10 protein-coding genes are annotated in these 13041 nt (G+C 71.8%); 7 read left to right on the top strand and 3 right to left on the bottom strand.

Translation table 11 applies throughout. The annotated features are described in order from the left end of the window. Positions 1-14: 14 nt before the first annotated feature. The gene (gene ileS / locus JL475_RS27950) at positions 15-3158 is read right to left on the bottom strand and encodes an isoleucine--tRNA ligase (RefSeq protein ID WP_202280736.1); all 3144 of its coding nucleotides are present in this window, start codon (positions 3156-3158) and stop codon (positions 15-17) included. A gap of 654 nt (positions 3159-3812) precedes the next feature. On the opposite strand from ileS, the gene JL475_RS27945 reads away from it, so the two are divergent. The 6 genes from JL475_RS27945 (at position 3813) to JL475_RS27920 (ending at position 9386) form a co-directional block, all read left to right on the top strand. Continuing rightward, on the top strand, positions 3813-4754 hold the full coding sequence (locus tag JL475_RS27945) for a TraR/DksA family transcriptional regulator (protein WP_202280735.1): 942 nt from the start codon (positions 3813-3815) through the stop codon (positions 4752-4754). Between the two features lie 88 nt (positions 4755-4842). Then, positions 4843-5460 (top strand): signal peptidase II, encoded by a 618-nt coding sequence (lspA, locus tag JL475_RS27940; RefSeq protein WP_202280734.1) that lies wholly within the window; start codon positions 4843-4845, stop codon positions 5458-5460. A 55-nt stretch (positions 5461-5515) separates the two neighbouring features. After that, on the top strand, positions 5516-6460 hold the full coding sequence (locus tag JL475_RS27935) for an RluA family pseudouridine synthase (RefSeq protein ID WP_202280733.1): 945 nt from the start codon (positions 5516-5518) through the stop codon (positions 6458-6460). Beyond that, complete coding sequence (locus tag JL475_RS27930; RefSeq protein WP_202280732.1) at positions 6457-6924, top strand: GNAT family N-acetyltransferase; 468 nt, start codon at positions 6457-6459, stop codon at positions 6922-6924. The genes JL475_RS27935 and JL475_RS27930 overlap by 4 nt, the downstream gene beginning before the upstream one ends. An 87-nt stretch (positions 6925-7011) precedes the next feature. Continuing rightward, entirely contained in the window at positions 7012-8598 is a 1587-nt protein-coding gene (locus tag JL475_RS27925; protein ID WP_202280731.1) for a Na+/H+ antiporter, read from the top strand. A gap of 41 nt (positions 8599-8639) precedes the next feature. Further along, positions 8640-9386 carry an SDR family NAD(P)-dependent oxidoreductase gene (locus JL475_RS27920; RefSeq protein WP_202280730.1) on the top strand — a complete coding sequence of 249 codons (747 nt, stop codon included), beginning with the start codon at positions 8640-8642 and terminating at the stop codon, positions 9384-9386. A gap of 7 nt (positions 9387-9393) precedes the next feature. On the opposite strand, the gene JL475_RS27915 is transcribed toward JL475_RS27920, so the two are convergent. Beyond that, entirely contained in the window at positions 9394-10605 is a 1212-nt protein-coding gene (locus tag JL475_RS27915; protein WP_202280729.1) for a mechanosensitive ion channel family protein, read from the bottom strand. 147 nt (positions 10606-10752) lie between these two features. Here JL475_RS27915 and JL475_RS27910 point away from each other — a divergent pair, with 147 nt between their 5' ends. Continuing rightward, positions 10753-11328, top strand: coding sequence for a dienelactone hydrolase family protein (locus JL475_RS27910; RefSeq protein WP_202280728.1), 576 nt, complete (start codon positions 10753-10755; stop codon positions 11326-11328). Positions 11329-11337: 9 nt separating this feature from the next. Here JL475_RS27910 and JL475_RS27905 read toward each other — a convergent pair whose 3' ends face one another. After that, positions 11338-13023 (bottom strand): alkaline phosphatase, encoded by a 1686-nt coding sequence (locus JL475_RS27905; protein ID WP_202280727.1) that lies wholly within the window; start codon positions 13021-13023, stop codon positions 11338-11340. Positions 13024-13041 lie beyond the last annotated feature (18 nt).

Here is a 13041-nt window from a genome sequence, read left to right as displayed (position 1 = left end):
GGTGCCCGGGGTGCCTATGCCTTGTGCAGCCGGAACGTCAGGGACAGGCCCTCGTCCGTGAACGCCTGCCCGTAGGAGTCGTCCGCCTCTCCCTGGGCGAAGTCCGTGGCCAGGACCTCGTCGGCGATCAGGGCGGAGTGCTCGGTCAGCGCCGCGATCGTGGCGGCCTCCGTGGCCGTCCAGCGCAGGGCGATCCGGTCGGCCACGTCGAGGCCGCTGTTCTTGCGGGCTTCCTGGATCAGCCGGATCGCGTCCCGGGCCAGGCCCGCGCGGCGCAGCTCCTCGGTGATCTCCAGGTCCAGGGCGACCGTGGCACCCGAGTCGGACGCCACCGACCAGCCTTCGCGCGGGGTTTCCGTGATGATCACCTCGTCCGGGGAGAGGGTGATCGTCTCACCGTCGACCTCCACCGAGGCGGTGCCCTCGCGCAGCGCCAGGGACAGCGCGGCGGCGTCCGCGTCCGCGACGGCCCGGGCCACGTCCTGGACCCGCTTGCCGAACCGCTTGCCCAGCGCGCGGAAGTTGGCCTTCGCCGTGGTGTCCACCAGTGAGCCGCCCACCTCGGACAGCGACGCCAGGGACTCGACGTTCAGCTCCTCGGTGATCTGCGTGTGCAGTTCGGGGTGGAGGGCGCCGAAGCCGCTCGCGGCGATCAGGGCGCGCTTGAGCGGCTGGCGGGTCTTGACCCCCGACTCCGCGCGGGTGGCCCGTCCCAGCTCCACCAGGCGGCGCACCAGCACCATCTGGGTGGACAGCTGCGGGTCGATCGCGGTCAGGTCCGCCTCGGGCCAGGAGGACAGATGGACCGACTCGGGGGCGCCCGGGGTGACCGGCACGACCAGGTCCTGCCAGACCCGCTCGGTGATGAACGGGGTCAGCGGAGCCATCAGCTTGGTGACCGTCTCCACGACCTCGTGCAGGGTGCGCAGCGCGGCCTTGTCGCCCTGCCAGAAGCGGCGCCGGGAGCGGCGGACGTACCAGTTGGACAGGTCGTCGACGAACGCGGACAGCAGCTTGCCGGCCCGCTGGGTGTCGAAGCCCTCCAGCGCCCGGGTCACCTGGTCGGTGAGCGCGTGCAGTTCGGAGAGCAGCCAGCGGTCCAGCAGCGGGCGGTCGGCGGGCGCCGGGTCGGCCTCGGACGGGGCCCAGCCGGAGGTGCGCGCGTACAGCGCCTGGAAGGCGACCGTGTTCCAGTACGTCAGGAGCGTCTTGCGGACGACCTCCTGGATGGTGCCGTGCCCCACCCGGCGGGCCGCCCACGGGGAGCCGCCGGCCGCCATGAACCAGCGGACCGCGTCCGCGCCGTGCCGGTCCATCAGCGGGATCGGCTGCAGGATGTTGCCCAGGTGCTTGGACATCTTGCGGCCGTCCTCGGCGAGGATGTGGCCGAGGCAGACGACGTTCTCGTACGACGACTTGTCGAAGACCAGGGTGCCGACGGCCATCAGCGTGTAGAACCAGCCGCGGGTCTGGTCGATGGCCTCGCAGATGAACTGCGCCGGGTAGCGGGCCTCGAACAGTTCCTTGTTCTTGTACGGGTAGCCCCACTGCGCGAACGGCATCGAACCCGAGTCGTACCAGGCGTCGATGACCTCCGGCACGCGCGTGGCGGTCTTCGCGCAGCCGTCCTGAGGGCAGGCGAAGGTGACCTCGTCGATGTACGGGCGGTGCGGGTCGAGGCCCGACTGGTCGGTGCCGGTCAGCCCGGTCAGCTCGGTGAGCGAGCCGACACAGGTGAGGTGGTCGTCCTCGCAGCGCCAGATCGGCAGCGGGGTGCCCCAGTAGCGGTTGCGGGACAGAGCCCAGTCGATGTTGTTGTTCAGCCAGTCGCCGTAGCGGCCGTGCTTGACCGAGTCCGGGAACCAGTTGGTGTTCTCGTTCTCCTCGAGCAGCCGGTCCTTGACGGCCGTGGTGCGGATGTACCAGGACGGCTGCGCGTAGTACAGCAGCGCGGTGTGGCAGCGCCAGCAGTGCGGGTAGCTGTGCTCGTACGGGGTGTGCCGGAAGAGCAGGCCGCGACTGCCCAGGTCCTCCGTCAGCTTCTCGTCGGCCTTCTTGAAGAAGACGCCGCCGACCAGCGGGACGTCCTCCTCGAAGGTGCCGTCGGGGCGGACCGGGTTCACCACCGGCAGGCCGTAGGAGCGGCAGACCTTGAGGTCGTCCTCACCGAAGGCGGGGGACTGGTGGACCAGACCCGTGCCGTCCTCGGTGGTGACGTAGTCGGCGTTCACCACGTAGTGGGCCGGCTCGGAGAACGCAACTAGCTCGAAGGGGCGCCGGTACGTCCAGCGCTCCATCTCGGCGCCGGTGAAGGTCTGCCCGGTGGTCTCCCAGCCCTCGCCGAGGGCCTTGGCCACCAGCGGCTCGGCGACGACCAGCTTCTCCTCGCCGTCGGTGGCGACCACGTAGGTCACCTCGGGGTGCGCGGCGACCGCGGTGTTCGACACCAGCGTCCACGGCGTGGTCGTCCACACCAGGAGCGCGGCCTCGCCGGCCAGCGGGCCGGAGGTGAGCGGGAAGCGGACGTAGACGGACGGGTCGACGACCGTCTCGTAGCCCTGCGCCAGCTCGTGGTCGGACAGGCCGGTGCCGCAGCGCGGGCACCAGGGGGCGACACGGTGGTCCTGGACCAGCAGACCCTTGTTGAAGATCTCCTTCAGCGACCACCAGACGGACTCGATGTACTCCGGGTCCATGGTGCGGTAGGGGTCGTTGAGGTCGGCCCAGTAGCCCATCCGGGTGGTGAGCTCTTCGAAGGCGTCGGTGTGGCGGGTCACCGACTCGCGGCACTTGGCGTTGAACTCGGCGATGCCGTACGCCTCGATGTCCTGCTTGCCGGAGAAGCCGAGCTCCTTCTCCACCGCCAGCTCCACCGGGAGGCCGTGGCAGTCCCAGCCGGCCTTGCGGCCCACGTGGTAGCCCTGCATGGTCCGGAAGCGGGGGAAGACGTCCTTGAAGACGCGCGCCTCGATGTGGTGGGCGCCCGGCATGCCGTTGGCGGTGGGCGGGCCCTCGTAGAACACCCACTCGGGGCGGCCCTCGGACTGCTCGAGGCTCTTGGCGAAGATCTTCTGTTCCCGCCAGAAGTCGAGCACGGCGTGCTCGAGGGCGGGCAGGTCGACCTGGGCTGGCACCTGTCGGTACGTCGGCGTTGTCATCAGCGGGCTTCCTCCGGCGGACTTGCTGCCTTCCGTCCGGAGGGACGAGAGCTGTGTCGATCCCTGCGCCGCCGTCGGCGCGCTCCCGCGGTACCACCCTCCTTGGCCCCCCGGTGCGTCGTGTGCTCCGGTGAGCCCCCTCATTGGGGTCGCGATGCCGGTTCTACTCGCCCCGGTGGGCCTGTGGGCCGAGCCCACTGTCCAGGACTTTCCTCCGGCGGCTCCGGGGTGATCTTCACGTCGGGCTCGCCCCCGGGCTCACACCGTCCCCGGGTCGCTCTGGGCTGCGTACGCCGCTACTCGTCCCCATCCACGCTTCTCGCTGCGCCCAGTGTACGGCGCGGCGGAGGCAGGGGCCGACCGGTTTGCCGCACGGGCGGCCGACGGGGCGGCACGCGCGCCGCGGAGGCGCAGCGGAGGCTCCTCATGGAGTGACATACGCCCAAATGGAGTGGTACGGGCGTTCGGATTCGCGGAGGCCCGGCTCGATGGCATACCCGCCGGGGAGCTGGGCACAACGCATGCAGGTCCGCCGCGCGGCGTCGGCGGGGCGGGCGAATCGGGCGGTGCGCCCCGTTGCCGCGGGACCCGAGTCGATTTATCGTCCCAGCACGATTCGCGCGCAAGCTCACGGTATGTGAAGGGGCCGCGGCCATGGTGGCGAAGAAGACCGTCGACGAGAAGTCGGCGTCCAGCGGGGCCGCGCCCGTTTCCGGCGGCGGAGCCAAGGGGGAGAGCGGGAGGAGGAGCACACAGGGGGGCGGGAAGGCGACGGCGGAGAAGGCGGCCGGGAAGGCGACGGCCATGAAGGGAACGGCCACACGGAAGGCGGCTGCGAAGAAGACGGCGGGGAAGGCCGTGAAGGGGTCGGCGGCGAAGAAGGCGGCCGAGAAGAAGACGGTCTCCGCGGCGGCGGGCGGCTCCGGCGGGAAAACGGACGGAGCGGGGGCCGGCGTCGGGCGGGCCGGTGCTTCGCGGGGCGCCGGGGAGCGGACCGGCCGGGGAGCCGCACACAAGGGCACCACCAGGACCAGCGGGGGCACACAGGACATGGCCGGGCGCGGCACGGCCACTGAAGCGGGCGCGGCCGGGACCGCGACGCAGACGGGAGCGACCACGGTGGGTGCTAAGAAGACTCCTGGTACGGCGACGGCGGCGAAGACCGCCGTGCCCAAGGCGCGGATCGCGGCGGTGGAGCCCGGCGATCTCGCGGTGCGCCCGGGCGAGGCTCCCTGGACACCGGAGGAGGTCGAGGACGCGCGGGCCGAACTGATGGCCGAGGTGCTGCGGCTGCGCGAGGAGATCAGTTCGTCCGAGCGATCGCTGGCCGGCCTGATGCGGGACTCCGGTGACGGCGCGGGCGACGACCAGGTCGACACCGGTACGAAGAACATCACGCGGGAGCACGAACTGGCGCTCGCCGCCAACGCGCGCGAGATGCTCACCCAGTACGAGCGCGCCATGCAGCGCCTGGACGCCGGCACCTACGGCCTGTGCGAGAACTGCGGCGACCCCATCGGGAAGGCCCGGATGCAGGCCTTCCCCCGGGCCACGCTGTGCGTCGAGTGCAAGCAGAAGCAGGAGCGACGCTACTGATCGCCTCCACATGCCTCCTGAGCACGAGGGCCGTGCAGGGTGTGTCGTACCCTCGTCCTCAGTCAGGCACCTAGGTTGAGGGACTCACGTGGCAGAGGCGGAGCGCATCATCGGTACGCCGGAGACCCCGGACGCGGACCGGGGCGGGCAGGACCGTGCCGAGCACGACCGGGCCGATGCCCAGGCCGAGGGCCCGGACACGGCGCCCGGCACACCCCGCGGCAAGCGGCGGGTGGCCGTGCTGTTCGCCGTCGCCGCCGTCGCCTACGCCCTCGATCTGATCAGCAAGATGATCGTGGTCGCCAAGCTGGAGCACCACGCGCCCATCGAGATCGTCGGAGAGTGGCTGAGGTTCGAGGCCATCCGCAACGCGGGTGCGGCCTTCGGTTTCGGCGAGGCCTTCACCGTGATCTTCACGGTGATCGCGGCGACGGTGATCGTGGTGATCGTCCGGCTCGCCCGCAAGCTGTACAGCCTGCCCTGGGCGATCGCGCTGGGGCTGCTGCTCGGCGGTGCCCTCGGCAACCTCACGGACAGGATCTTCCGCTCCCCGGGGGTCTTCCGGGGCGCGGTCGTGGACTTCATCGCGCCCAAGCACTTCGCCGTCTTCAACCTGGCGGACTCGGCGATCGTCTGCGGCGGCATCCTGATCGTCCTGCTGTCCTTCCGGGGCCTCGACCCGGACGGAACCGTCCACAAGGACTGACCGGCCCACTGAACGCGCGTACGGGGTGGTCCGACCGGTCCGGCATACTCGACGGGTGAGCACCATTCCCGAGATCCGTACCCTGCCCGTGCCCGACGGCCTGGAGGGCGAGCGCGTCGACGCCGCCATCTCCCGCATGCTCGGCTTCTCCCGGACCAAGGCGGCCGAGCTCGCCGCCGCGGGAAAGGTCACGGTCGACGGATCGGTGGTCGGCAAGTCGGAGCGGGTCAGCGGCGGCGCCTGGCTCGAGGTGGAGATGCCGCAGGCGCCCGCGCCGGTCCAGGTGGTCGCCGAGCCCGTCGAGGGCATGGAGATCGTGCACGACGACGACGACGTGGTCGTCGTCGTCAAGCCGGTCGGGGTCGCCGCCCACCCCTCGCCCGGCTGGACCGGACCGACCGTGATCGGCGGTCTCGCCGCCGCCGGGTACCGCATCTCGACCTCCGGCGCCGCCGAGCGCCAGGGCATCGTGCACCGTCTCGACGTCGGTACCTCCGGTCTCATGGTGGTCGCCAAGTCCGAGTACGCGTACACGTCGCTGAAGCGCCAGTTCAAGGAGCGCACGGTCGACAAGCGCTACCACACGCTGGTCCAGGGCCACCCCGACCCGACCAGCGGCACCATCGACGCGCCCATCGGCCGCCATCCGAACCACGACTACAAGTGGGCGGTCATCGCCGAGGGCAAGCCCTCCGTCACGCACTACGACCTCGTCGAGGCCTTCCGCGCCGCCTCCCTCCTCGACGTCAAGCTGGAGACCGGCCGCACCCACCAGATCCGCGTCCACATGGCCGCCCACCGGCACCCCTGCGTGGGCGACCTGACGTACGGCGCCGATCCCACGCTCGCCAAGCGGCTCCGCCTGACCCGCCAGTGGCTGCACGCCGTGGGGCTCGGCTTCGAGCACCCGGGGGACGGCCGGTGGACGGAGTTCACCAGTGACTACCCCGAGGACCTGCAGCAGGCGCTGGACCAGGTCCGGGAGGAGACGTACGCGTGAGCACCCCGTACGTGGTCCGCGAGGCGGTGGGGCCCGGCGACCGGGAGGCGTGCTTCGCGGTGCGCAAGGAGGTCTTCGTCGCCGAGCAGGGCGTGCCGGAGGACCTCGAGTACGACGCGTACGACTCCGGTGCCGTGCACGTGCTGGCGCTCGGTGCGGACGGCGAGGCGCTCGGCACCGGGCGTCTGCTGCACGGCGAGGCCGCCGCCGCGAAGAACGGTGGGGATGCGTCGGCCGGTTCCCTGGGGCGGCTCGCGGTGACCCGCCGGGCGCGCGGGCTCGGCGTCGGGGCGGCACTGGTACGGGGCATCGAGGAGGCGGCCCGCGCGCGCGGACTCACCGCCGTCGACCTGCACGCGCAGACCCATGCCCTGGGGTTCTACGAGCGGCTGGGGTACGAGGCGTACGGGCCGGAGTTCCCGGACGCGGGCATGCCGCACCGGGCCATGCGGCGCGTTCTGTAACCGGCGTATCGAACGGCCTGGTGAGGGCAGGAGCGTGGCAGGCTGGAAGCCTGCTGTGCGACCGTCGACCCGACCGGAGCGCTGACCGTGGATCAGTTGGCCTTGCTGTTCACCGTGTTGCTCGGGGCCGTGGTGAGCGTCCCGGTCGGAGACCGGCTGGGGTTGCCGGCGCCGGTGCTGATGACGGTCTTCGGGATCGCCCTGGCGCTGCTGCCGTTCGTCCCGAACGTCGACATCCCGCCGGACCTGATCCTGCCGCTGCTGCTGCCGCCCCTGCTCTACGCCGCCGTCCGCCGGACGTCCTGGCGCCAGTTCGCCGCGAACGTCAGACCGATCCTCCTGCTGGCCGTGGCGCTGGTGTTCGTCACCACGCTGTGTGTGGCCGTCGTGGCGCACGCGATCGTGCCGGGTCTGCCGCTGGCCGCCGCGGTGGCCCTCGGCGCGCTGGTCGCGCCGCCCGACCCGGTCGCGGCGACCGCCGTCGCCGGAAAGCTGGGGCTGCCGCGCCGGATGGTGTCCATCCTGGAGGGCGAGGGCCTGTTCAACGACGTGACGGCGATCGTGCTGTACCACGTGGCGATCGTCGCCGCCGTGAGCGGAACCTTCTCGCCCTGGCGGGCGGGGCTGGACCTGGTGCTCTCGGCGGTGGTGGCGGTCGCGGTCGGCCTCGCGCTGGGCTGGGGGGCCAACAGGCTGATGGGCCTGCTGGGGGACGCGACCCTGCAGATCGCGATGAGCCTGCTGGTGCCGTTCGCCGCCTACGCCCTGGCCGAGGAACTGCACGGCTCGGGGGTGCTCGCCGTACTCACCACCGCGCTGTTCCTGGTGGAGTACGCCACCGACGCCGACGAGGTGATGACCCGGCTCGCCGGGCACGCCTTCTGGGACATCGTCGACACGCTCGTCACCGGTGTCGCGTTCGGGCTGGTCGGCCTGGAGCTGCACAACGCGGTCAGCACCGCGGCCGGCCACTGGGGCGAACTGCTCCGCTGGGCGGCGGCGATCGTGGGCGTGGTCGTCCTCGTCCGGCTGCTGTGGCTGCTGCCGGCGGCCTGGCTGACGAAGCGGCTGCACTCCGCGCGGGACCTCGACGAGGAGATCCCGCTCGGCTGGCGCGAGACCGTGGTGATGTGGTGGTCCGGGATGCGCGGAGTGGCCTCCGTGGCCCTGGCGCTGGCGATTCCGCTGCAGACCGATGCCGGGGACGCCTTTCCCGTCCGCAGTGAGATCGTCTTCATCGCGTTCGGTGTGATCATGGCGACGCTGCTGGTCCAGGGGATGACCCTGCCGTGGCTGGTGAAGCGGTTGGGAGTGGAGGCCGACACCGGGCGGGAGAAGGAGTACGAGCGGGATCTCGCGGTCCGGGCGGCGCGGGCGGCCAAGCGGCGGCTGCGGGAGATCGAGGAGGTCGAGGAGCTGCCGGAGGAGCTGTCCGAGCAGATGCTGCGGAGCGCCTTCGAGATCGGGATGCAGATCAACCCGGACATGGCGGACGACGAGCGGAGGGAGTCCCACCGGCAGCGGACCCGGCGGGCGAAGCGGGTGCGGCGGATCCGGAGCGAGATGCTGAGCGCCGCCCGGCACGAGGTGCTGGCGGCGCGCAGCGAGGCGGGGGCCGACCCAGGGGTGGTGGACCGGGTGCTGCGGCATCTGGATGTGCGGAGTATGCGGTGAGTTCGTCCCCCGGTGCGGCCTTCTGTTCGTAGGGTCGGGGTATGACGAGAAACGTGGTGATCAGCGGGGGCGGTACGGGGATCGGGCTGGCGGCGGCACGGATGTTCGCCGCGGACGGGGACCGGGTGCTGCTGCTCGGGCGGCGCGGGGACGTGCTGGAGCGGGCCGGGGCCGGGGTGCCGGGGGCGTCGGTGTACGCCGCCGACCTCGCCGACCCGGTGGCCGTGCGCGGCGTCAGCGGCTTCGTGGGCCGGGAGTTCGGGGCCGTCGACGTGTTGATCCACAGCGCCGGGGGCAACGGCCTCCTCGAACCCCCCGCCGGGGGCGACGACCCGCTCGACGCCGTCGCCCGTCACTGGACGGTCAACTTCCGGCTCAACCTGCTGACCGCCGTACTGCTCACGGAGGCTCTGAAGGACCGGCTCGCCGAGCCCGGCGGGCGGGTGCTGTTCCTGAGCTCCATCGCCGCCTACCGGGGCTCCGGGCAGCTCGCGTACGCGGCGGCCAAGGCCGGACTGCACCCGTACGCCCACGACCTCGCCCGGAAGCTGGGGCCGCACGGCATCACGGTCAACGTGGTCGCGCCCGGCTACATCGAGGACACCGCCTTCTTCGGCGACGGCCTCGACGACGAGCGGCGGGCGCGGCTGATCGCCGAGACGTCCGACGGCCGGGCCGGGAGGCCCGGGGACGTGGCCGCCACCCTGCACTGGCTGGCCTCCCCGGGCGCCGCGCACATCACCTCGCAGATCATCCAGGTCAACGGCGGCGCGGAACGCGGCCACTGAGACGTCGTCAGCGCTTGTCGGTGCTTGTTGAGCTTGTTGAGCTTGTTGTGTTCGTCGTGTTCGTTGCGCTCGTCGGGCTTGCGGGCGTTTCCCGCTTCCCGGTGCTCTCGTGCGGGCCGCGGGCCGCCGGTACGGTGCCGGGGGAGCGGCGGTGGCCGTCGGACTCCGGCGCCGGGCCCGGCGGCAGTTCCGCGGCGGCCGTGCTGACCCGGGGCAGGGCGTAGGGGTGTTCCTCGGCCAGCCAGCGGATCATCCGCTCGCGGACCGCGACCCGTACCGTCCATATGTCGTCCGCGTCCCTGGCCGTCACCAGGGCCCGCACCTCCATGGTGCTGGGCGTGCTGTCCGTCACGGTCAGGTTGTAGGCGCGGCCGTCCCAGGCCGGGCACTCCCGCAGGATGTCGCGGAGCCTGTCACGCATCGCCTCCAGCGGGGCCGAGTGGTCGAGGTGCCAGAAGACGGTGCCGGTCATCTGCGGTGTGCCGCGCGACCAGTTCTCGAACGGCTTGGACGTGAAGTACGACACCGGCATGGTGATCCGGCGCTCGTCCCAGGTGCGCACGGTCAGGAAGGTCAGGGTGATCTCCTCGACCGTGCCCCACTCGCCGTCCACCACGACCGTGTCGCCGATGCGGACCATGTCGCCGAAGGCGATCTGCAGTCCGGCGAACAGGTTGCCGAGCGTGGACTGGGCGGCGACACCGGCGACGATGCCGAGGACACCGGCCGAGGCCAGCAGCGAGGCGCCGGCCGTGCGCATCGCGGGGAAGGTCAGCAGCATCGCGGCCGCCGCCACCACCCCGACGACCGCCGAGACCACCCGCCTGATCAGCGTCACCTGGGTGCGCACCCGGCGGACCCTGGCCGGGGAGCGTTCGCGGTGCACGTTGGCGTACCGGGTGTACGAGGTCTCGACGACGGCCGCCGCGATCCGGATCACCATCCAGGCGACCGATCCGATCATCACCAGCGTCAGAATCCGCCCGATGCCTTCCCGGTGGTCCTCGAACAGCCGGGCCTGGTCGTACGACCCTCTCAGCAGGGCCGCGCAGATCAGCAGTTGGTAGGGGATGCGGGCACGGCGGAGCAGCCCCCACAGCGGGGTCTCCGGGTGCTGTTCGTCGGCCTTGCGCAGCAGTCGGTCGGTGGCCCAGCCGAGCACCAGGGTGAGCACGACCGAGCCGCCGACCACGATCAATGGGCGGAGCACGTCTTCCATGCCCTCGAACGTAACCGCCCTCGCGCGGAGTGAACATGTGAGATTCGCGCCGTCGTGGGTACGGCCCCCGGCCCGGTCGGCCGGGTGCGCCGGCCCGGCCGACCGGGCCGGAACCGGCTGTCACACCCGGCTGGCACCATGGGGGTCATGAACATCATGCTGTTTCACTCGACCTACGGCCTTCGGCCCGCGGTGTCCCGGGCCGCGGACCGGCTGCGCGGCGCCGGACACGAGGTGTGGACGCCCGACCTCTTCGAGGGCCGTACGTTCGACACGGTCGAGGAGGGCATGGCCCACCAGGAGTCGATCGGCAGGGACGAGTTGCTGAGACGGGCCGTCCTCGCCGCCGCGCCCTACTCGGAGCGGGGGCTGGTGTACGCCGGTTTCTCCTTCGGCGCCTCGGTCGCCCAGACGCTGGCCCTCGGCGACGGCAAGGCGCGCGGGCTGCTGCTTCTGCACGGCACCTCGGACATCGCGGCGAACGCCGAGGTGGACGACCTGCCGGTGCAACTGCACGTCGCCGAGCCGGACCCGTTCGAGACCGACGACTGGCTGAGTGCCTGGTACCTGCAGATGGGCCGCGCCGGAGCCGACGTCGAGGTGTACCGGTACGCCGGGGCCGGCCACCTCTACACCGACCCCGACCTGCCGGACCACGACGAGGAGGCCGCCGAGGCCACCTGGCGGGTGGCGCTCGGCTTCCTCGACTCGCTGGAGGACTGATCCGGGGCGTCAGACCGGGGTGTGGACGCGCTCGACCCGCTGCGTGCCGCTGCGGGTCCGGTACGAGCGGGCCCACGCGGAGGTGGCGGCCGGGTCGGTGCGGCCGGACAGCACGTAGTAGTCCATCTGCGCCCGCTCGGCGGTGACGTCCAGCACGCCGTAGCCGTGGCGGTCGGTGTCGACCCAGTGGACATGCCGGTTGGTGGCCCTGATCAGCGGTGAGGCGACCGAGGAGACGGTTCCCTCGGAAACCTTGACGATGTCGTCGAGGTTGTCGGAGGTGACCGAGGTGACGACGAACTCGGTGGCCGCCGACGGGGACAGCGGATAGGTGCCCGCGTTCACCGGTACGTCGTTGGCCCACGCCATGTGGATGTCACCGGTGAGGAAGACCGTATTGCCGATCGCGTTCGTCCGCAGATGGGCGAGGAGTTCGCGGCGGTCGTCGGTGTAGCCGTCCCACTGGTCGGTGTTGAGGGCGAGGCCCTCCCGCGGCAGGTCCAGCAGCTCGGCGAGCGGCTTCAGCAGACTGGCGGGGAGCGCGCCGAGGGCGAGCGGCGAGATCATCACCGAGGTGCCGACCAGCCGCCAGGTGGTGTCGGACGCCGACAGCCCCGCCTTCAGCCAGTCGAGCTGGGCGCGGCCGGTGAGCGTGCGGTCCGGGTCGTCGACCTCGCCGTCGCCGAGCGAGACCTGCTGGGAGCGGAAGGAACGCAGGTCCAGCAGCGAGAGGTCGGCGAGCCTGCCGAAGCGCAGTCGGCGGTAGGTGGTGCCGGCCAGCGCGGGACGCACCGGCATCCACTCGAAGTAGGCCTGCCTGGCCGCGGCCTGACGCGCGGCCCAGGCGCCCTCCGAGCCCTCGGTGTGGTTCCCGGCGCCGCCCGACCAGGCGTCGTTGGCGAACTCGTGGTCGTCCCAGATCGCCACGACCGGCGCCTTGGCGTGCAGCGCCTGGAGGTCGGGGTCGGTCTTGTACGTCGCGTGCCGGACGCGGTAGTCGGCGAGGGTGACGATCTCGTGGGCGGGCGCGTGCGGGCGGACGGTCCTGCCGCGGGTGCCGTACTCGCCGGTGCCGTACTCGTAGATGTAGTCACCGAGGTGCAGCCAGGCGTCCAGGTCGCCGCGGGCCGCCAGATGGCGGTACGCCGAGAAGTGCCCGGCCTCCCAGTTGGAGCAGGAGACCACGCCGAAGCGCAGACCGGTCACCGCGGCGTCGGCTGCCGGGGCGGTGCGGGTACGGGCGACGGGGGAGTCGGTGCCGCCGGCGGAGAAGCGGAACCAGTAGTCGGTGGCCGGCGCCAGGCCGCGGATGTCGGCCTTGACGGTGTGGTCGGAGGCGGCGGTGGCACGGGTCGAGCCCTTCGCGACGACGGTGCTGAACGCCTTGTCCAGGGCGACGGTCCAGCTGACCTCGGTGTCCGGGCCGAATCCGGAGCCGGGTATCGCCTCCGGCGTCGGAGTCACCCGCGTCCACAGCAGGACGCCGTCCGGCAGCGGGTCGCCGGAGGCCACCCCGTGCAGGAAGGCGGGAGCCTGGGCGGTGGCGGCGCGGACGGGCGGCGCGGCGGCGAGCGGCCCCGCCAGGACCGCGCCGGCGGCGGCTGCCTTGACGACCGTACGGCGGCGCGGAGCAAGGGAGTCGGCGTCCGCGGCGGCGGAGACGGTGCTCTCGGATGATCTGTGTCGACTGGTCACAGCCGATCAGGTTACTGA

This window comes from Streptomyces sp. M2CJ-2 (assembly GCF_016757295.1).
In the GTDB taxonomy this organism is placed as follows: domain Bacteria; phylum Actinomycetota; class Actinomycetes; order Streptomycetales; family Streptomycetaceae; genus Streptomyces.
The sequence above is the reverse complement of the archived record's forward strand: the minus strand, read 5'-3'. Positions and strand labels throughout refer to the sequence as shown.

Excerpts from the sequence above, each read along its gene's own strand:
- ileS (WP_202280736.1), bottom strand. The coding sequence starts at position 3,158 with ATGACAACGCCGACGTACCGACAGGTGCCAGCCCAGGTCGACCTGCCC.
- JL475_RS27945 (WP_202280735.1), top strand. The coding sequence starts at position 3,813 with ATGGTGGCGAAGAAGACCGTCGACGAGAAGTCGGCGTCCAGCGGGGCC.
- JL475_RS27920 (WP_202280730.1), top strand. The coding sequence starts at position 8,640 with ATGACGAGAAACGTGGTGATCAGCGGGGGCGGTACGGGGATCGGGCTG.
- JL475_RS27915 (WP_202280729.1), bottom strand. The coding sequence starts at position 10,605 with ATGGAAGACGTGCTCCGCCCATTGATCGTGGTCGGCGGCTCGGTCGTG.
- JL475_RS27910 (WP_202280728.1), top strand. The coding sequence starts at position 10,753 with ATGAACATCATGCTGTTTCACTCGACCTACGGCCTTCGGCCCGCGGTG.